This is a genomic window from Phocaeicola plebeius DSM 17135, assembly GCF_000187895.1.
GTDB lineage: Bacteria > Bacteroidota > Bacteroidia > Bacteroidales > Bacteroidaceae > Phocaeicola > Phocaeicola plebeius.
This window is the reverse complement of record NZ_DS990124.1, coordinates 23,915-44,177: the sequence shown is the minus strand read 5'-3', so window position 1 is coordinate 44,177 and position 20,263 is coordinate 23,915. Positions and strand designations below refer to the sequence as shown.

Below are 20,263 nucleotides of genomic sequence, written 5' to 3'. Positions count from 1 at the left end.
AAAATTAAAGTATACATTCTAATAATAACTCTGAAACCAATGTTACTATCTGTATTTTACTTGATGTTTTTCATCTAATGCATCATAAGTTTCTACGTTTCTCCCATAGAAAACCTATGTTTCTCAAAGTGAAACCCTACGTTTTCCACGAGAAAAACATAGGGTTTCGCCCCGAGAAACATAAAAAGCTACAAGTCATTCACCAGTAATTCTGGTTACAAATAAGAAAAAAGCTCCAGACACACATGAGTCTGAAGCTTCTTATATGAGTGAATCAACTAATTCTCAGCGATGTATCCAAAGTTCCGGATTCAATTTCACCGTTTCCTTACGCAACTGGAAATGCAAAATCGTTTCTCCTTCCGCATTAGTATGGATTTCTCCCAACACATCACGGGCACGTACCAAGCTACCTTTCTTAACACGTACAGTAGACAAGTTACAATAAACGGAAATATAACTTCCATGACGTACCAACACATTAGTCAAGCCATTGTACTGGAAGACAGCCGACACTTCACCATCAAAAATAGCACGGGCATTGGCTCCCGCCTTTCCTTTGATATCCATTCCCTTATTATCCAATTTCACATTACGAAGCCCCTTCACCTGATACTGTCCATAATGTCCCACCACCACGTATGGTCCGGTAATTGGCACGGGAAGAATACCTTTATTTTTCTCAAAGCTACTTGACAAACGGCGATCTTCCGAATCAACCTTATAGGCTTCTAATTTCTCAACAGGAGTCTTTACCGTCTCTTTTTTAGTGGACGCTGAAGTTTCAGTACTTCCCTTTGCTGCTTCCGCTTTCTTACGAGCTTCTTCAGCTTTACGACGCGCCTCTTCTTCCGCACGCTTACGAGCTTTTTCAATTTCAATCTCTATCAACCGGTCAATCTGCGCATTCAATTTATCTGCTGAACGACGCTGTTTGGCCAGTTCCGACTGAATGCTCCGTTGCTTCTTCTGCAAACCCGACAAAATCAGCTTGCGCTCCTGCTCCTGTGCTTCTAGTTTAGCTTTTTCCGCTTCTCCCTGCTTGAGCAAGTCTTCCTTCGCCTTCCGGCTGTTTTTCAAAGAATTTGCCTTTTCAGTTACTTGCTTTTGTTTCCGCTGTACCTGAAGGCCCTGCAAACGCTGATAATCAGCATATTCTCGCACGTACCGCAAACGCCGATACATTTGTCCGAAATCTTCAGCTGAAAAAATGAACATCAGCTTGTCTTGTATAGACTTGTTACGATAAATATACTTTACAGACAATTCATACTTCTGTCGCTTTTCTTTCAGTTCTTTCTGCAGGCTCTTTAAATCTCTCTCCAAACGACTAATTTCCTGCTGAATGGCCTTTACATCATTCTCTATGGTTTGAATGTATTTTTGTCGTTCTTCTATTTGTCCCGAAAGCAAGGCCAGATTACCCAGCTGACTTTTTACATCATTCTTGGTAGACTGCAATAAGGTTTCCGATTCGGCAATCTGCTGTTTCAGCTCGTTCCGCTGTTTTTCCAGTTGACGAATCTTAGGAGTTGTTTGAGCAGTAAGCACACAAACATAAAAACAAATACAAGATATGACTACAAAACGTTTCATTTTTCCAACCACATTTTGAGCAAGGTTGCCAGTTCTATCTTTTTATATTTGGAGGACAAACTTGTCCGTGTTTCCCAATCCTCTCCTACCGACATACGGGAGAGTTTCATATCCAGACTATAAGTTTTTCCACTCCCCATCAATTCGGCCAAAATATGCTGAGGAAAATAAGCTGCTCCTAGTTTGCCAAATTCACCATATGTCCAGTTCAACGCATACGGAGTACCAGAAAGAGCTACGGATGTATTTTCAAGCCATCCCTTATCGGCTGTAGTTCGAAAACTATAAGCCAGTTTCTTGGTATCCTTTACTTTCCACAACGCATAATTTCCTTCCGAAGTCATCCGGAAACGGTGCAAATCGGACACCTCAACAGTTTCCTTGCCGGGCAAAAAAATCTCATTCATAAACAATGACTGCAACACATTAAAGCTCAAATTCAAATTGGCTATCCGATTCAGGTCTTCAAAAGAAACTTCCACATACTGTTTGTGAAGACGGTCGACTGCCAGAATACGTTCCGGTGAAATTTCCAAGCGCGCCACTTCAATCCCCAACAAAGGAGCTACCGACAACTGTATGACTTCTCCTTTTTTCATACGGAGAGTGGCCGACAATTTTGTATTTTTGCTACTACCCGTGTTCAAGTTCAAGGCCACCTTTCCCGTCACACAGTTCCAGTGAGGAAGACTGGAAATCACCTTTTCTTGATATTCTTCTCCTTTCAGGCCTCCAATCATAGGAGCACGTTCCGTATGACGCAAAGAACCACAAGAAGAAGCCAATACAATCAGGCATACCACATATATCCAGTAAATCAGTCGTTTCATTCTATATATTTTTTCAATGCGATTTTACGTTTCAAGCGTTTCAACTCAGCTTCTGTACGAGGCGTTGCACCATCTTCTTCCTTATTTTCCATGCCATCCGCCTTTTTCCAGCATTCTAATGCTTTTTCTTTCTCACCTGACATATAATAGATATCACCGCAATGTTCCACAATCACCTGACTGCTATCTCCTCCGTTCTTCATAGCCTGTTCAATGTAAATACGCGCTTCCGTATAGCGCTTTTTCTCAAACAAAATCCAGGCGTAAGTATCCAGATAAGTGGCATTTTCAGGCTCTGCCTTGACGGTCTTGTAACTCATTTCCTCAGCTTTATCCAAGTTAGTCCGCTCTACAGACAGATAGTAAGCATAGTTGTTGAGTGTACCGATGTTGTTCGGGTTATAAACCAACGAAGAATCATAGGCTGCATAGGCCTCCGCTTTCATTTCTTTAGAATGGTACAAATCTCCCAGAATGGCATAAAAATCAGAAACAATTCCCTTATCGCTCTTTTCATTTACCTGCTTCAGTCCCTGCTGGAAAATCTCCATCGCTTTATCCGTTTCTTCTTTCTGATAATGAGCCAAGCCTAAATAGTAGTAAAACTCCATGGCGTCCGGATTGTATTCCAGCGCAGGAGTAGCCACACGAATCACTTCGTCCAGATTATTGTCACGAATGGCATAGCTGAGCAACTGTAAGCGGGCAGGCTTGTTTTCCGGATCAAGCGACAAGACCTGATTCAGTACAGGTACAGACTCTTTTTCCATGTGCTTTGTGATCATGTATTGTGCGCAAAGCATGGCCAGATCGGCATTTTGCTGCGGCCGGTCTAGAATTTCCTTAAACAAAGATACAATCTGTGTGCTGTCTTTTGTGGTCTGTTCCGACTGAAGGATAAGCTGACGCATGATTTCCATTTTGGTATTCGACTCTACATCCTCATTCAACAGAATGGTATCTAGTTGTTGGCGATACAAACTGTCCTTACCCAACTGTTTGTAATAAGAGGCCATCGAAAGCAAGGCCGGTGCATATCCTGGTTCTTCCTTCAAGATTCGCTGATAAACTGCGTAAGCTTCATCCGGCTTATCATTATTCAGGTACACATCTCCCAAAATCGTTTGATAACGTAAATCATACGGATATTCTTTCGACAAACTTTCAATTTCATTAAACGCCTGCTCCTGGTTATCCAACAGCAGGTACATTCTGAACTTCTCCATACTGATTTGCTCAGACTTGCCATCCAATTCTTCCAAACGATTCAACACAGAAACTACCTGTGAATAACTCTTTGTCTGATTATACAAATCGACCAAAGCCATTAACGGCTCCAGCCGAGATGGGAATTGATGTGCCATATCGTCATACACAGCAATGGCTTTCGCCCAATCACGCTTCCGCTGATAATAAGCCGCCAAAGTCTGTTTATACCAAAAATTTGATTCGTCAGAATGTACAGCCTTTTTCAACGCTTCTTCACCTTTCTGTTCCTGTCCCAGCACCATATAAAATTGAGATATCTCATACAAAGCTGGAGCGGAGCCCGGATAAATATCCAGACAGTGCTTATAAAGCTCAAACGCGGCATCATAGTCTCCCTTCTGTTTCAAGCGAACTGCCTCCAGAAAAAAGTAATTATACTTTCTGCGTTGTTCGTATGACAAGGTATCCCTTTCCTCATTTGCCAAGTTTCGCTTTGCCGAATGCTGCTTTCCGGTGGTACCACAGGCAAACAGCAGGAAAACCATCCCGATGATTCCTAATAGTTTTTTCATACATTCAGGTTTATACGGTTCCTGTGTGACCAAATCCTCCTGCCCCACGTTCCGTTTCGTCCAACACTTTCACTTCTTCCCATTCAGCCTGTTCATGACGGGCTATCACCATCTGCGCAATACGTTCACCGTCTTCAATCACAAATTCTTCAGCCGACAAGTTGACTAATATCACGTTGATTTCTCCTCGATAATCGGCATCAATGGTTCCCGGAGAATTCAATACGGTAATACCTTTTTTGATAGCCAGTCCACTACGTGGACGTACCTGAGCCTCATATCCTTGCGGCAACGCTAAAAACAAGCCGGTAGGTACCAGACAACGCTGTAAAGGCTTTAACACAATCGGTTCATTCAGGTTCGCACGAAGATCTACCCCAGCCGACTGCGGAGTAGCATATTGCGGCAATGGATGCCGGGAAGTATTTATAATCTGTATTTTCATCTATTTTATGCTTTTATGAAGTTGCGAAGTTACACAATCCACAGAATTAATAGTTACGTTTACCATTTTTTTATATTTTTGCACTTAACTTTTAGAGCTTCTTTAAATTTAAGTACCACATCACAAAGGAGTTACATTATGAACTGGAAACAATTGCTATCAAATAAAAGGTTCGGTCTGGAGAATCTTCATGAAGCCCGAAAAGAAGACCGTACAGAGTTCCAACGTGACTATGACCGACTGATATTCTCAGCCCCTTTCCGGCGTTTACAAAACAAGACACAAGTCTTTCCTTTACCGGGAAGTATCTTCGTACACAACCGACTGACACACAGTCTGGAAGTTTCATGTGTAGGGCGTTCACTCGGCAATAAAATCGCCTCCGAGCTATTAAAGCTTCATCCGGAACTGCATGATACGCATATTTCAGAAATAGGCTCCATTGTATCGGCTGCCTGTCTGGCACATGACTTAGGAAATCCTCCTTTCGGCCATTCGGGAGAGAAAGCGATCGGCACGTATTTTTCCGAAGGAAAAGGACGCACCTTACAAGCGTATCTTTCAGCAAAGGAATGGGATGACTTCACTCACTTTGAAGGGAATGCCAACGCATTCCGTCTGCTTACCCACCAGTTTCAAGGACGACGTCCCGGCGGTTTCGTATTGACGTATGCCACATTAGCCGCTATTGTGAAATACCCATTTTCCTCACAGTTGGCCGGCAGCAAGCAAAAATTCGGATTCTTTACCAGCGAAGAAGAGGCTTTTCAGAAGATTGCCCATGAACTGGGACTTAAAAAGATTAGCAAGGAAGGAGAACCATTGAAGTATTGCCGCCATCCGCTGGTGTACCTTGTAGAAGCGGCAGATGACATCTGCTACCAGATGATGGATATAGAAGATGCGCATAAACTGAAAATACTGACTACACAGGAGACCAAAGAATTGTATTTACGTTTCTTTGCGCCCGAGAAGTTAGACCATATTCAATCGATATGCAAAATGGTGGACGATACCAATGAGCAAATAGCCTACTTGCGTTCATCGGCCATCGGAGTATTAATCAGTGAATGTGTACGCACCTTTATTCTGCACGAAGAAGAAATTCTAAAAGGTGAATTTCAAGGAACGCTGATTCAAAAACTCAGTTCAAGAGTCAGAGATGCCTATGAAAACTGCTCACATACGGCTTTTGAAAAGATTTATTGCTCGAAAGATGTAGTCGACATTGAACTGGCCGGTTATCAGGTAATCACCACGCTGGTCGACTTAATGATTGAAGCAGTAAGATACCCGAAAAAGGCGTATTCCCAGCTGTTAATCAACCGAGTGTCCAGCCAATATCATATCCAGGCTCCTACCTTATATGAAAAAATTCAGGCTGTACTCGATTATATTTCCGGTATGACAGATGTCTATGCACTTGACCTATACCGAAAAATAAACGGGAACAGCCTGCCTGCTCTATAAAGAATATTATTATTTCTGCGTTTTATTTACCACCGGATTGGCTCCAGAAGTTATCTGCAGAGCCTCCGGATGTTCACGCAGATAGGATTCAATGTGACGCACACGCTTTTCTTCGAGAATCTCATCCACAGCAATCAAAATACCGGTTTCTTCCACATCGCCAAAGCCATCATTAATCGCCGTACCGAACATACGCATGGTCGGTGACAAACTCATATAGGCATTCACTAGAGGGGGAATGTTATAACCCAACTTGCGCACCTCTGTATTCAATACCTTATAATCTTCCTTAAAGGTATCGTAACAGAACAGCTTCTCAAGTACCTTTTCATCGGTTTCAATCAACAAAGGCTGCATCGGGGTAATTAACTTATCCTTATCATTGAAATGTTTCTTCAGGAAATAAAGAATCATATCACGTCCGAAGCGGTTATAGCTGGGATACATGGTCATCTTTCCAAAGAAATATTTTACCTGAGGCATTACCACCGTCAATGCTCCCAGACCGTCCCATAAATTATCCAAGGCAAACAGCCCTTTTGAACCTGCACGAGTAGACTGATATTCAAGCGTAACGAAAGAACGTCCTAATTCTATCGTAGTAGGCAAATAATCTTTCAAGAATTTCTCGGAGAAATTAAACATGTGCGCCGTTGCCAGCAAAGGCTTGCCATCGGCATCAAACTCCACTTCATCTCCTAACAGATAACGGTAGCCGCCCAGAATTTCTTCAGCTTCAGGATCCCATACGATCAATTGCTGATAAGGATTTTCCATCAAGTCATACTCATCAAGGTCCATTGACTTACCGGTTCCCCCTCCAGCGGCACGGAATGCAATTTCACGCAAACGCCCAATCTCCTTCAACACATTAGGCGCATTCTTCCATGTAACAATGTAAATCTCGTTGTTGCTCTTGTTCGTAAATCTTAAGCGTTTGTCTTCCGTCAGTTCCGATTTTAGAACTTCTTTGTCAATCGGAGCAATTATATCTTCCATAATCTAATGATTAAATCGTATTTTCTTTTCACAGTTTATAAACTAACTCTCTTACATAGTCTGCCCATTCCGTGGCCGAACGTGATTTATCAAACGTCTGCCATGGAATCGGTTTGCCAATTGTCACCTTAAAAGTCTTATGACGGTTTTTAAACATTTCATCAGCCAAATAAAGCATGGCTATGTTAAACTTAATCCCTAAAAATTTACACAGATTGGCTAGATTGTAGAAAAAATCAGAATTTCTTCCTTCAAAATGCACAGGAATAACATCCCGTTGTGTTTCCACACTTTTAGAGATAAAGGTTTTCTTCCAAACTAAATCTTTAATCACACCTTTTTGCCTTCTGGAACAGATGCCAGCCGGAAACATAATAATATGAGAATCAGAGCGGAATCCAGCCTCTACCATCTTAGGAAAATCACGCGACTGGGAGCCAGTCTTATTAATAGGAATACATAAGGGAGCTAATCCATGAAGATTCATCAGCAAATCATTTACAAGGTATTTTATACGACCATTGTAATGTTTGCCCAATATATAGCCTAAGGCGATACCATCCTGACCACCTAAAGGATGATTAGACACAAACGTACACAAGCCATCGGAAGGAAGATTCTCTATCCCTCTCACTTCCAGCTTAATGTCAAGGAATTCCATACAAGCCTCCAGAAAATCCACACCGGTCTTGTCTGCAACACTTTTCAGGAACACGTTAATCTCATCCTGATGCACAATATGCTTTAAGTATGACACTAAAAAACGCGGTATACGATTAGCTTTTTTCCCGGCTTTGTCTCTCAATACTTTATCAATGTCAATTAAAAATATTGAATTTTCACCCATTCTACAAAAGTTTACTTTGCAAAAGTAACTCATCTTTTGAAAAGACACTCATTTTATGACAAAAAATACACTTATACTGATAAAAAAAATTGCAGAACTGATTTCATTAAGACAAATCTTTGACGTTTCTTCCTCGTTTTACACAGAAAGAGTAACCTGTTGATAACTTATTCATATTTTCTATAGAAAACATGATGCGTGATTCTATGGAAATTTCTAATTTTACCGCTTGAATATATAATAAGGTGAATTTACAAGAAAATCGCATGGAGAAAACAGAGCCTACATATCATATACCAGTACTATTACACGAGAGCATTGAAGGTATGCATCTTCAATCAGGAGGTACTTACGTAGACGTAACCTTTGGAGGAGGAGGACACTCCAGAGAAATATTACGGAATATGGATGATAAAAGCCGGCTGTTCAGTTTTGATCAGGACGCCGATGCAGAAAGAAATATCATCAACGACAAACGTTTTACTTTTGTCAGAAGTAATTTTCGCTACCTGCACAATTTCCTTCGTTATTACGGAGTAGAAGAAGTGGATGCAATCTTAGCAGATTTAGGTGTTTCGTCTCACCATTTTGACGACTCGGAACGAGGATTTTCCTTCCGTTTTGACGGGAAGCTCGATATGCGTATGAATAAACGTGCCGGTATTACCGCTGCTGATATCATCAACACATATGAGGAAGAAAAGCTGGCAGATCTGTTTTATCTTTATGGTGAACTTAAAAACAGCCGTAAACTAGCTGCAACACTCGTAAAAGCCAGAGCACAAAAACCGGTTGAAACCATTGGAGAGTTCATCGAAATCGTAAAACCACTTTACGGAAGAGAGCGAGAAAAGAAAGAAATGGCAAAAGTTTTCCAAGCGCTCCGAATTGAAGTGAATCAAGAAATGGAAGCGCTAAAAGAAATGCTTTACGCCGCAACAGAAGCCCTCAAACCTGGAGGAAGGCTAGTAGTCATTACCTATCACTCGCTGGAAGACCGCATGGTAAAAAACATCATGAAAACGGGGAATATTGAAGGAAAAGCTAAACAGGACTTTTTTGGGAACGTAGAAACTCCGTTTAAATTAATAAACAACAAGGTTATTATCCCCAGCGAGGACGAAATACAGCGTAACCCACGTTCACGCAGCGCCAAACTGAGAATTGCAGAAAAGAAGTAACACATGGAACACCAAGAAATGACACCACAAGAATCTCCACATATTACATGGAGAAGCATATTAGGAGGAGAAGTACTGGTACACCTGATGAGAAAGCAGGCTAACTTAATCATACTGATTATGATTCTTGTCATCCTGTACATAGACAACCGCTATTCCAGTCAGCAAGAAATGATTGAAATAGACCGTTTGAAAAAGGAATTAATCGACACTAAATATGACGCTCTGACTATTTCCTCTGAACTGACAGAGAAAAGCCGCCAGTCGCGCATTGAAGAGTATATTTCTGCAGAAGGGACCCCACTGGAAACAGCTTCCACACCGCCCTATCTAATAAAAAACAAGGACTAAAATGGTACCAGGACAAAAAAATATCATACTACGATATACGCTTATTGTATTCATCATGGCATTGCTGGCTATTGCAATCATTGCAAAAGCGGCAATTATCATGTTTGCAGAGCGGCAATACTGGAAAGATGTGGCCGACCGTTTTATCAAAGAAAATGTAATTGTCCATCCTACCAGAGGAAATATCATTTCTTCAGACGGGAAACTGATGGCCAGCAGCCTGCCAGAATATAAAATCTATATGGACTTCAAAGCTGGAGGTGAAAAGAAAGACACCATGCTGATGAACCACCTGACCGAAATTTGCGAAGGACTTCATCAAATTTTTCCAGACAAGAGCGCCAAGGAATTTCGACAGCACATATTGAAAGGCAGACGACAGAAAAGCCGGAATTACCTTCTCTATCCACGTCGTATTTCTTACATAGAATACAAAGAAGCCAAGAAATTACCCGTATTCAACTTGAGTAAATTCAAGGGAGGATTTCATGAACTGGCTTTCAACCAGCGTAAAAAACCATTCGGTTCACTGGCGGCACGTACGTTAGGCGATATGTATCCGGATGTAGCATTAGGAGCAAAGAACGGAATAGAATTGACATACGATTCTATTTTGAAAGGGCAGGACGGTATTACTCACCGACAAAAAGTCATGAACAAATACCTGAATATTATCGACAAACCTGCCGTAGACGGTTGTGATATAATTACCACAATTGATGTCGGTATGCAGGATATTGCAGAAAAGGCTCTTGTAGACCAGCTAAAAAATCTTGAAGCGGTGTTTGGTGTAGCCATTGTCATGGATGTAGCAACCGGAGAGGTAAAGGCCAACGTAAACATGACCCGGGCTGGTGACGGAAACTATTATGAGATGCGAAATATCGCCGTAAGCAACTTGATGGAACCGGGTTCTACCTTCAAGACAGCTTCGATCATGGTAGCCTTGGAAGACAAGTTCATCACACCCGACTACATGGTAGATACGGGCAATGGTGTGGTCAATATGCACGGAAGCAACATGAAGGACTGGAACTGGTATAAAGGCGGATATGGAAAAATAGACGTAACCAGAATCATGGAAGTGTCATCCAATGTAGGCGTATCAAGCATCATCGACAAATTCTACGGAGATAATCCACAGAGATTTATAGATGGACTGAAACGCATGAGCATTGACAAGCCTTTAAATTTAGGTTTCGTAGGAGAAGCAAGTCCTCGTATATTGGGGCCTAAAGAACGATACTTCGCCAAGACCTCCTTACCTTGGATGAGTATCGGATATGAAACGATGATTCCTCCTATCTATATGCTAAATTTTTACAATGCCATAGCAAATAACGGAGTCATGGTCAAGCCTAAGTTTGTAAAGGCTATCGCAAAAGATGGAGAAATCATACAAGAATTCCCGACAGAGATTGTAAATCCTAAAATCTGTTCGGACACTACCCTTACCATGATTCAAGGGATTCTACGAAAGGTGGTTTCTGAAGGACTGGCCAAGCCTGCCGGAAGTAAACAGTTTAGTGTATCCGGAAAAACAGGTACCGCTCAGGTTTCTCAAGGAAAGGCTGGATACAAAGCTGGAGGTGTAAGTTACTTGGTCAGCTTCTGCGGCTATTTTCCATCTGAAGCACCTAAATACAGTTGTATGGTGTCCATTCAGATACCGCATGGTCCTGCATCAGGAGGTTTGCAAGCCGGTAGCGTATTCAGCCGGATTGCTGAACGTATTTATGCTAAGCATCTGTATCAGGATTTAGCCTCAGCAAAAGACTCTACTTCAATTATTATTCCTGAAGTAAAGAATGGTGACTTGCGCGAAGCATCTTATGTATTACAGAATCTGAATATTCAAAGTAACAGCTCAAGTATACCGAAAAGCAACACTCCTATTTGGGGAAAAGCAAACTGCACAACAACTTATGCTGAACTGAAACGAACAAATACAGAAAAAAATTTAGTACCAAACGTAAGAGGAATGGGAGCAAAAGATGCAGTTTATCTGCTGGAAAGCAAAGGACTCCACGTACGCTTATCTGGTACAGGAAAGGTAATCAGACAAAGCCTGAATGCAGGCTCTTATTTACATAAAGGACAAACAATTACATTAACATTAAACTAGAAAGAAATGAAACTTGAGAATATGCTAAAAGCTGTCAACGCACAGCAAATCATAGGAACTACCAACCTGGAAGTAAATGGTATTCACATGGACTCACGCATGGTAAAAAACGGATTCATGTTTGTTGCCGTAAAAGGAACGCAAGCTGATGGACATAACTATATCTCCAAAGCTATTGAAAATGGAGCAACAGTAATAGTCTGTGAACAGCTGCCTGTACAAATTGAATCTAATGTGACTTATGTACAACTGACAGATACAGAAGAAGCCGTTGGTAAACTCGCCACTACATTCTATGGAGATCCGACTTCCAAACTGGAATTAGTAGGAGTAACTGGTACTAACGGAAAAACGACCATTGCCACCTTATTATATAATATGTTCCGCTTGTTTGGATATAAGGCCGGATTAATCTCTACAGTGTGCAATTACATTGACGGAGAAGCCATCCCTACTGACCATACTACTCCAGACCCGATTACACTGAATCAGTTACTGGGACGTATGGCTGATGAAGGATGCAAATATGTATTCATGGAAGTCAGTTCACACTCTGTAGTACAGAAACGTATCAGTGGTCTGACTTTTGCCGGTGGTATTTTCACAAACATTACCCGTGATCATCTGGATTACCACAAGACATTTGAAAATTACCTGAAAGCCAAGAAAGCATTTTTTGACAATCTTCCAAAACAGGCTTTTGCACTGACTAACCTGGATGACAAGAACGGCACGGTCATGACACAAAATACCCAAGCCAAAGTAGCTGCCTACTCTCTGCATTCTTTATGTGACTTCAAAGGCAAAGTACTGGAAGATAGTTTTGACGGAATGCTGCTTGACATTAACAACCGCGAAGTAAACGTACAATTTATCGGACGCTTCAATGCATCCAACCTACTGGCTGTATATGGAGCAGCTTGCTTGTTAGGTAAACGCCCGGAAGATATATTGGTAAAACTGAGCATGCTTCGTCCTGTTTCCGGACGCTTCGATGCCAAACGTTCTCCCAAAGGCTATACAGCCATCGTTGACTATGCACATACACCTGATGCATTAGTGAACGTATTGGAAGCCATTCATGAAGTGTTAAGAGGAAGAGGACAAGTCATTACAGTAGTAGGTGCCGGAGGAAACCGTGACAAAGGGAAACGCCCTTTAATGGCGAAAGAATCCGCACAAAGAAGCGACAAAGTAATTATCACTTCTGATAATCCACGCTTTGAGGAACCGCAAGACATCATCAATGACATGTTAGCGGGACTTAGCAAGGACGACATGAAAAAAGTGATCAGCATTGTCGATCGCAAAGAAGCGATCCGTACCGCATGTATGTTAGCTCAACCACAAGATGTCATCCTGATTGCCGGAAAAGGACACGAAACCTATCAGGATGTAAAGGGTGTCAAATCACATTTTGACGACAAAGAAGTATTGGACGAAATATTCAAAGGAGAACTTTAAAAAATAGAAACAAGACAATGTTATATTATTTATTTCAATATCTAGAGCAATTCAATTTTCCAGGAGCACGAATGTTCGGGTACGTGTCGTTCCGTTCATTAATGGCCGTCATCCTCTCTTTGTTGATTTCTGCTATCTTTGGAGAATATTTCATTAATTTGCTCAAAAAGAAACAAATCACAGAAACTCAACGTGATGCGTCCATTGATCCTTTTAACGTCAATAAGGTTGGTGTTCCAACAATGGGAGGTATTATTATTATCGTAGCAATTCTGATTCCTTGCCTGTTATTAGGTAAATTACATAACATCTACATGATATTGATGCTGGTTACTACCTTATGGCTTGGGACTTTAGGTTTTTTGGATGACTATATCAAGGTTTTCCGAAAAGACAAGGAAGGACTTCATGGCAAATTTAAAATCATCGGCCAGGTAGGTCTCGGACTGATTGTAGGTCTGGCTCTGTACCTGAGTCCGGATGTAGTAATACGAGAGAACATTGAAATTCAACAAGACGGTCGTGTGGTTGACGTAGTTCATAAACCCGTGGATGAGAAATCAACCAAGACAACGATTCCCTTCTTCAAGAACAACAACTTGGATTATGCCGACTTTGTAGGATTCTTAGGAGAACATGCACAAGATGCCGGATGGATTGTCTTTGTATTCATCACCATCTTTGTGGTCACAGCCGTTTCCAACGGAGCCAACCTGAACGATGGTATGGATGGAATGGCAGCCGGAAACTCGGCCATTATCGGGGTTACCTTAGGTATACTGGCCTATGTATCCAGTCACATAGAATATGCAGAATACCTGAATATCATGTATATTCCAGGAAGTGAGGAACTGGTAATCTTTATCTGTGCCTTCATTGGAGCACTGGTCGGTTTCTTATGGTATAATGCCTTCCCTGCGCAAGTATTCATGGGCGATACCGGAAGTCTTACTATTGGAGGACTTATCGCTGTATTTGCCATCATCATACACAAGGAGTTATTAATTCCTATTTTATGTGGAGTATTCCTGGTCGAGAACCTGTCGGTTATTCTTCAAGTGAAGTATTTCCAGCGCGGTAAGAAAAAAGGAGTCAAACAGCGTATATTCAAACGCTCACCGATTCATGACCATTTCCGTACGACATTGGCACAGCTCGACCCAAACTGTACTTATTTGATCACACGCCCTCACAGCGTATTCCATGAGTCCAAGATTACAGTCCGCTTCTGGATTGTAACCATTGTATTAGCAGCAATTACGATAATCACACTTAAAATCAGATAAAGCAATGGCAAGAATTGTCATCTTAGGAGCAGGAGAAAGCGGCGCTGGTGCCGCTGTCCTGGCACAGAAAAAAGGATTTGACACATTTGTATCAGACATGTCCCTCATCAAGGACAAGTACAAAGCAATGTTGAACGAAAGAGGTATTCAATGGGAAGAAGGCAAACACACAGAAGAGTTGATTCTGAATGCGGATGAAGTGATTAAAAGCCCGGGAATTCCCAATGATGCTCCTATCATTCTGAAATTAAAGAATCAGGGCACTCCCATCATTTCGGAGATTGAATTTGCAGGCCGATATACCAATGCTAAAATGATTTGTATCACAGGCAGCAATGGTAAAACAACTACAACCTCACTGATTTATCACATTTTCAAGAAAGCAGGTCTGAATGTGGGACTGGCAGGCAATATTGGGCAAAGTCTGGCTTATCAGGTAGCTGAATGTAACTATGACTATTATGTCATTGAACTCAGCAGCTTCCAGCTCGACAACATGTATAAGTTCCATGCCAATATCGCCGTGCTGATGAACATTACTCCAGACCATCTGGACCGTTACGGATTCGAAATGCAGAATTACGTGGATGCCAAATTCCGCATTATTCAGAACCAAACGGATGATGATGCTTTCATTTTCTGGAACGATGACCCTATCATACAGAAGGAACTTCATAAATACGGTATTCACGGACAATACTTCCCATTCGCAGAAAAGAACGAAGAAGGAGTAGCTGCCTTTACCGAAGAAAACAAGGTGTACTTCACCCGTCCTATCGCATTCAATATGGAACAGGAGGAGCTAGCTCTGACTGGAACTCACAACCTCTTCAACTCTATGGCTGCCGGTATTTCTGCTAACATTGCAGGCATCCGCAAAGAATGCATCCGCGAAGCTCTGAATGATTTCAAAGGCGTAGAGCACAGACTGGAAAAGGTAGCACGTGTGAAAGGAGTGGATTATATCAACGACTCAAAAGCTACGAACGTCAACTCATGCTGGTATGCCCTTCAAAGCATGAAGACTAAAACCATCTTAATCTTGGGAGGAAAAGACAAAGGAAATGACTACAATGAGATTGCCGACCTTGTAAAAGAGAAATGTAGCGGACTGATATTCTTGGGACTCCACAACGAAAAGCTGCACGACTTTTTCGACAACTTTGGTCTTCCGATTGTAGACGTACAGAGCATGCCTGATGCTGTAAATGCGGCTTACAACATGGCAAAAAAAGGAGAAACCGTATTGCTAAGTCCGTGCTGCGCAAGCTTTGACCTGTTTAAAAGTTATGAGGACCGAGGCGACCAGTTTAAAGAGTGTGTAAGAAACCTATAAGCATCATTAAAAAGTTAGAATCATAGCACATGGATTTGCTAAAAAACTTTTTTAAAGGGGATAAAGCTATCTGGATTATTTATCTGTTCCTCTGCTTGATATCCATTGTAGAGGTATTCAGTGCATCCAGTACGCTTACCTATAAAAGTGGAGACCACTGGGGACCAATTACCAACCATCTGACATTGCTGATGGTTGGCACCATCGCTGTATGGATTGTGCATAATATTCCCTGCCGCTGGTTCAAGACTTTTATCGCCTTGCTACCTATCTCATGGGGATTACTGATAGCCGTATTCGTGATTGGTGCTCTTACCAACGGGGCCAAACGATGGATTGATTTAGGTTTCATTCAGTTCCAGCCCTCAGAAGTCGCAAAAATGGCAACCATCATTACCGTCGCATTCATTCTTTCGCGCATGCAGGAAGAAAATGGAGCCAACAAAAAAGCATTTAAGTATATATGCGGTATTACGGCTGCAACTTGTGGACTCATTGTGAGTGAAAACCTTTCTACAGCAGTTCTGTTGGCGGGAAGTGTTTTTCTTCTCATGTTTGTAGGGAGAGTCCCTTTCAAGCAACTCGGGTTACTTGCTGGTATCGGTATTGCCTGCATCATCATTGGTGTAGGAACTATCAAATATATTCCAGGAGAAGCCTGGGATAAAATTGGTCTTCACCGTATGGTAACCTGGCAGAGCCGTTTAAACAACCATTTTGATGAAAGTGAAATACCGGCTGCAAAATTTGACATTGACAATGACGCACAGATAGCCCATGCCAATATAGCCATTGCAAGCAGCCATATTTTAGGAAAAGGCCCGGGAAACAGCGTGCAGCGCGATTTCTTGTCACAAGCTTTTTCTGACTTTATCTATGCCATCATCATAGAAGAATTAGGACTTGTAGGAGGAGCTTTCGTAGCCATTCTTTACATCCTGCTTCTGATGAGAATTGCCAAAATAGCCAGGAATTGTGACAAGTCATATTACGTATTTCTCGTTACGGGCATTGGGATTCTGCTTGTGTTGCAGGCCACATTTAACATGCTGGTAGCTGTAGGAATCATGCCTGTCACCGGACAGCCTTTGCCACTCATCAGTAAAGGGGGTACTTCAACTCTTGTAAATTGCGTCTACATTGGAATGATTCTAAGCATCAGCCGATATGTAAATGACTTGAAACGTCAACGAGAAGAAGAGTTGCTCGCACAACAAACGATACAGCCTCAGGAGGTTGCTCCCGAAAATAATATCATACCACAGGAGAAATCCGTTTAAAAGTTTATTCTTACCTTTGCAGGTAAATCACATAAGAATATGGAAGAAAAATTACGCATCATAGTAAGTGGAGGTGGCACGGGAGGACATATTTTTCCCGCCGTTTCCATAGCCAACGCCATAAAGGAATTATATCCGGACACTGAGATTTTGTTTATCGGAGCAGAAGGACGAATGGAAATGCAACGCGTTCCTGCCGCAGGTTACAAGATTATCGGATTACCGGTCGCTGGATTTGACAGAAAACATTTATTAAAAAACATCAGCGTACTTATCAAGTTATTCAAAAGTCAGCTGATGGCCCGTAAAATCATAAAGAACTTCAAACCTCATGCTGCTGTAGGCGTAGGGGGCTATGCCAGTGGTCCTACCCTGAAAATGGCAGGCATGATGGGTATTCCCACGCTGATACAGGAACAAAACTCTTATGCCGGAGTCACAAATAAGTTATTAGCTCAAAAAGCTGAAAAGATCTGCGTGGCATACGAAGGGATGGAACGGTTCTTTGATAAAAACAAAATCATTCTGACTGGAAATCCAGTCAGACAAGGATTGTTGAACAAAAACATATCACGTGAAGAAGCCATCCGCTCGTTCGGATTAGACCCAGAGAAAAAGACCATTCTAATTATCGGAGGCAGCCTGGGAGCACGTACAATCAACAACTGCATGATGCAGGGATTCGACAAGATCAAAGAATCAGGAGTGCAATTTATCTGGCAGACCGGAAAAATCTATATCAATGAGGCCAAACAAGCTGTAAAGGCTTACGGAGAACTTCCGATGTTACACGTAACCGACTTCATATCCGACATGGCTGCAGCTTATAGTGCTGCAGATGTGGTAATCAGCCGTGCAGGTGCTGGTTCTATTTCCGAATTCTGCCTGCTAGGCAAACCAGTCATCCTGGTACCTTCTCCCAATGTGGCAGAAGACCACCAGACAAAAAATGCACTGGCACTTGTCAACAAAAATGCAGCTGTTTACATTAAAGATAGTGAAGCAACTCAAAAACTGCTGGATACTGCCATCGAAGCGGTTCACAAACCCGATTTATTGAAAGAATTAAGTAGCAACATTACCAAACTGGCTATTAAAGACTCTGCTAACATCATCGCTAAGGAAGTCTGCAAGCTAGCATTAAAATATAAAGAAAGTCATGAACATTAATACCATACAAGCAGTCTACTTCATTGGGGCCGGAGGCATAGGCATGAGTGCCCTGGTACGTTATTTCCTGTCAAAAGGGAAAAAAGTAGGCGGTTATGACCGCACTCCAAGCGAGCTGACAGAGAAACTGATTGCAGAAGGAGCAGACATTCATTATGAAGAGAGTGTATCTCTCATTCCAGAAGCATTTCTTCATCCGGAAACCACACTGGTGGTCTATACCCCTGCTATCCCTACAAGCCATCAAGAATTAGTTTATTTCCAGGAACATCAGTTTGAGATTCACAAACGTGCCCAAGTACTGGGAATGTTGACTCAGACTGAGAAAGGAATGTGCGTAGCCGGAACCCATGGAAAAACGACCACCTCTACCATGGCCGCTTTCTTGATGGACCATTCGCACGTGGGATGCAATGCATTTTTAGGAGGTATTTCCAAGAACTACCAGACCAATCTGTTATTATCGGATAAAAGTGACTACGTAGTTATCGAAGCAGACGAATTCGACCGCTCATTCCACTGGCTGACTCCGTATGCTACGGTAATTACCGCCACCGATTCAGACCATCTGGACATTTACGGTACGCACGAAGCTTATCTGGAAAGTTTCCGTAAATACACCTCACTTATCCGTCCGGACGGATACCTGATTATTAAGGAAGGACTGGAACTGAAACCTGATGTACAGCCGGGAGTTACCGTGTACACCTACTCTACCGAAAAAGGAGACTTCCATGCTGAAAATATCCGTATTGATGACGGTGAAATTTATTTCGACTACATATCTCCTTTAGGCAACATCACCAACGTGCAGTTAGGAGTACCAGTCTTTGTCAATATTGAAAACGGTATTGCCGCTATGGCTTTAGCACAAATCGGAGGTGCCACCACAGAAGAAATAAAGGCTGCAATGCCACAGTTCAGAGGTGTGGACCGTCGCTTTGATTTCAAGATAAAGAACTCACACATTGTCTTTCTAAGTGACTATGCACATCATCCGGAAGAAATCCGGCAGAGCGTAAGTTCTATCCGTAAATTATATCCTAACCGGAAAATCACGGCTGTATTCCAACCGCATCTTTACACGCGTACCCGTGATTTCTATCAGGATTTTGCCGATAGTCTGTCATTATTAGACGAAGTGATTCTTTTGGATATCTACCCAGCCAGAGAGGCTCCTATTCCTGGAGTAAGCAGTCAACTTATTTATGACAATTTACGACCGGGCATAGAAAAAAGCATGTGTTCCAAAGAGCAGATTATGGAAGTGCTGAAAAATAAAAAACTGGACGTACTTATTACGCTTGGAGCTGGAGATATTGACAATTACGTTCCACAAATTTATGAATTACTAAAAGATAGATGATTAAACGAATTCTCATACTCTGCATTCTTGTAATGGTTTCTATTTATCTTGTAGTAGCTGTTACCGTATTTAACCGCAAACCCGAAAATCAGGTCTGCAAGGGTATGGAATTGGTTGTCAAAGACAGCATTGACTACGGTTTTATTACTGAAGCAGAAGTAACCAAGTTACTAAAGCAAAAGAAACTATATCCGGGAGAAAAGCGTATTGGCACAATCAATGTCCGCCAGTTGGAAGAGACCCTTTCACAACATCCCTTCATCAGCAGAGCTGAATGCTATCTTACCTCAGGAGGAAAAGTTGGAGTCGAAATCTACCAACGTATCCCCCTCTTACGAGTCATGAGCAGCAATGGGGACAATTACTACATTGATCATTCCGGAAAAATTATGAATGCCACAGGAAAGCCTATTCATGTAGCAGTTGCCACAGGATTTATCGACCGGAAATTTGCTCAGCAAGAATTATATGAACTAGGACTATACCTACAGCGCAACCCGTTTTGGAAGGCTCAAGTAGAGCAGATAAACGTAACCCCTAAAAAAGAACTGGAAATTGTTCCCCGAGTAGGCGATCACATTCTTTTTTTAGGGAAAGCCACTGATTTTGAAGAAAAATTCAGTAAATTGCAAACGTTTTACAGCAAAGTGCTCAACCGTATCGGCTGGAACAAATATGAGCGGATCAGTATTGAGTTTAACAATCAAATTATCGGAACAAAAAAAGAAGACTAAGA

At 41.9% G+C, this 20,263-nt stretch carries 17 protein-coding genes; 11 read left to right on the top strand and 6 right to left on the bottom strand.

Annotated features, from left to right (window positions below; translation table 11 throughout):
* Positions 1-285 precede the first annotated feature (285 nt).
* From BACPLE_RS06240 to dut, 4 genes are read right to left on the bottom strand one after another with little or no spacing between them, the layout of a single operon-like run.
* The gene (locus tag BACPLE_RS06240; RefSeq protein WP_007559950.1) at positions 286-1,596 is read right to left on the bottom strand and encodes a murein hydrolase activator EnvC family protein; all 1,311 of its coding nucleotides are present in this window, start codon (positions 1,594-1,596) and stop codon (positions 286-288) included.
* Positions 1,593-2,426 carry a DUF4292 domain-containing protein gene (locus BACPLE_RS06235; RefSeq protein ID WP_040312516.1) on the bottom strand — a complete coding sequence of 278 codons (834 nt, stop codon included), beginning with the start codon at positions 2,424-2,426 and terminating at the stop codon, positions 1,593-1,595. The genes BACPLE_RS06240 and BACPLE_RS06235 overlap by 4 nt, the downstream gene beginning before the upstream one ends.
* Positions 2,423-4,207: a tetratricopeptide repeat protein gene (locus BACPLE_RS06230; protein WP_007559948.1), complete on the bottom strand. Its 1,785-nt coding sequence runs from the start codon at positions 4,205-4,207 to the stop codon at positions 2,423-2,425. The genes BACPLE_RS06235 and BACPLE_RS06230 overlap by 4 nt, the downstream gene beginning before the upstream one ends.
* Positions 4,208-4,217: 10 nt before the next feature.
* Positions 4,218-4,652 (bottom strand): dUTP diphosphatase, encoded by a 435-nt coding sequence (dut, locus tag BACPLE_RS06225; RefSeq protein ID WP_007559946.1) that lies wholly within the window; start codon positions 4,650-4,652, stop codon positions 4,218-4,220.
* Between the two features lie 138 nt (positions 4,653-4,790).
* Between dut and BACPLE_RS06220 the strand changes: the two genes are divergently transcribed.
* A complete protein-coding gene (locus BACPLE_RS06220) occupies positions 4,791-6,122 on the top strand; it encodes a deoxyguanosinetriphosphate triphosphohydrolase (protein WP_007559944.1) in 1,332 nt (443 codons plus the stop codon).
* A 9-nt stretch (positions 6,123-6,131) separates the two neighbouring features.
* Here the strand turns inward: BACPLE_RS06220 and BACPLE_RS06215 are convergent, their stop codons facing one another.
* Entirely contained in the window at positions 6,132-7,121 is a 990-nt protein-coding gene (locus BACPLE_RS06215; RefSeq protein ID WP_007559941.1) for a GNAT family N-acetyltransferase, read from the bottom strand.
* Positions 7,122-7,149: 28 nt separating this feature from the next.
* Positions 7,150-7,968: a 1-acyl-sn-glycerol-3-phosphate acyltransferase gene (locus BACPLE_RS06210; RefSeq protein ID WP_007559939.1), complete on the bottom strand. Its 819-nt coding sequence runs from the start codon at positions 7,966-7,968 to the stop codon at positions 7,150-7,152.
* A gap of 266 nt (positions 7,969-8,234) precedes the next feature.
* On the opposite strand from BACPLE_RS06210, the gene rsmH reads away from it, so the two are divergent.
* The 10 genes from rsmH to BACPLE_RS06160 are packed head-to-tail and all read left to right on the top strand — an operon-like array spanning position 8,235 to position 20,261.
* On the top strand, positions 8,235-9,149 hold the full coding sequence (gene rsmH, locus BACPLE_RS06205; RefSeq protein WP_007559937.1) for a 16S rRNA (cytosine(1402)-N(4))-methyltransferase RsmH: 915 nt from the start codon (positions 8,235-8,237) through the stop codon (positions 9,147-9,149).
* A 3-nt stretch (positions 9,150-9,152) separates the two neighbouring features.
* A complete protein-coding gene (locus tag BACPLE_RS06200; protein ID WP_007559935.1) occupies positions 9,153-9,500 on the top strand; it encodes an FtsL-like putative cell division protein in 348 nt (115 codons plus the stop codon).
* 1 nt (position 9,501) lies between these two features.
* Complete coding sequence (locus BACPLE_RS06195; protein ID WP_007559933.1) at positions 9,502-11,625, top strand: penicillin-binding protein; 2,124 nt, start codon at positions 9,502-9,504, stop codon at positions 11,623-11,625.
* 6 nt (positions 11,626-11,631) lie between these two features.
* Positions 11,632-13,089 carry a UDP-N-acetylmuramoyl-L-alanyl-D-glutamate--2,6-diaminopimelate ligase gene (locus BACPLE_RS06190; protein ID WP_007559931.1) on the top strand — a complete coding sequence of 486 codons (1,458 nt, stop codon included), beginning with the start codon at positions 11,632-11,634 and terminating at the stop codon, positions 13,087-13,089.
* Between the two features lie 17 nt (positions 13,090-13,106).
* Positions 13,107-14,375 carry a phospho-N-acetylmuramoyl-pentapeptide-transferase gene (gene mraY / locus BACPLE_RS06185; RefSeq protein WP_007559929.1) on the top strand — a complete coding sequence of 423 codons (1,269 nt, stop codon included), beginning with the start codon at positions 13,107-13,109 and terminating at the stop codon, positions 14,373-14,375.
* Positions 14,376-14,379: 4 nt separating this feature from the next.
* Positions 14,380-15,711 (top strand): UDP-N-acetylmuramoyl-L-alanine--D-glutamate ligase, encoded by a 1,332-nt coding sequence (gene murD / locus BACPLE_RS06180; protein WP_007559927.1) that lies wholly within the window; start codon positions 14,380-14,382, stop codon positions 15,709-15,711.
* 29 nt (positions 15,712-15,740) lie between these two features.
* Positions 15,741-16,991, top strand: coding sequence for an FtsW/RodA/SpoVE family cell cycle protein (locus BACPLE_RS06175; protein ID WP_007559925.1), 1,251 nt, complete (start codon positions 15,741-15,743; stop codon positions 16,989-16,991).
* Between the two features lie 39 nt (positions 16,992-17,030).
* The gene (gene murG, locus BACPLE_RS06170; RefSeq protein WP_007559923.1) at positions 17,031-18,161 is read left to right on the top strand and encodes an undecaprenyldiphospho-muramoylpentapeptide beta-N-acetylglucosaminyltransferase; all 1,131 of its coding nucleotides are present in this window, start codon (positions 17,031-17,033) and stop codon (positions 18,159-18,161) included.
* Entirely contained in the window at positions 18,151-19,527 is a 1,377-nt protein-coding gene (murC, locus tag BACPLE_RS06165) for a UDP-N-acetylmuramate--L-alanine ligase (RefSeq protein WP_007559921.1), read from the top strand. Before murG ends, murC begins: the two co-directional genes overlap by 11 nt.
* The gene (locus tag BACPLE_RS06160; RefSeq protein WP_007559919.1) at positions 19,524-20,261 is read left to right on the top strand and encodes a cell division protein FtsQ/DivIB; all 738 of its coding nucleotides are present in this window, start codon (positions 19,524-19,526) and stop codon (positions 20,259-20,261) included. The genes murC and BACPLE_RS06160 overlap by 4 nt, the downstream gene beginning before the upstream one ends.
* Positions 20,262-20,263: the final 2 nt, after the last annotated feature.